Genomic DNA, 700 nt, shown 5'->3' on the forward strand with positions numbered 1-700 from the left:
TTTCAATCCACGCTCCCCTCGCGGGGAGCGACACGGAGGTGGCGGAAAAGTCGCAGTATGTCAATATTTCAATCCACGCTCCCCTCGCGGGGAGCGACAGATTGTATGACGATATCCATTGACGGCGCCGGATTTCAATCCACGCTCCCCTCGCGGGGAGCGACGGTCTTGGTTCAGTAGATAATACCTCAGATGAGGAATTTCAATCCACGCTCCCCTCGCGGGGAGCGACGACGACGCAGAAATTCAGAAAATCATAACCAAAATATCTCAATCCACGCTCCCCTCGCGGGGAGCGACCAGGCAGGGCGCGGGTTTTCGGAAGGATACCAGCTATTTCAATCCACGCTCCCCTCGCGGGGAGCGACGCTTGCCCAAACTATAGGGAGGAAAAGTCATGGATTTCAATCCACGCTCCCCTCGCGGGGAGCGACAGTAAAAATCTTTCGCCGGAATATGATTTGCAATAATTTCAATCCACGCTCCCCTCGCGGGGAGCGACCATGCTCCTGATCTGTCGGACTTGCTGCCATCTATTTCAATCCACGCTCCCCTCGCGGGGAGCGACCTCATGCTCTTCCCCGAATTCTGCGGAATTCAGAATTTCAATCCACGCTCCCCTCGCGGGGAGCGACCCGTTTTCCATTGATCTCCCGACTCCGACAGTGATTTCAATCCACGCTCCCCTCGCGGGGAGCGA

1 CRISPR repeat array is annotated in these 700 nt (G+C 56.3%).

The annotated features are described in order from the left end of the window. Positions 1-65 precede the first annotated feature (65 nt). Positions 66-635: direct repeats of the CRISPR family, unit length 33 nt; unit sequence ATTTCAATCCACGCTCCCCTCGCGGGGAGCGAC. The last annotated feature ends 65 nt before the right edge of the window (positions 636-700 follow it).

Origin of the sequence: Oribacterium sp. oral taxon 078 str. F0263, from assembly GCF_000469565.1 — a bacterium.
GTDB lineage: Bacteria > Bacillota > Clostridia > Lachnospirales > Lachnospiraceae > Oribacterium.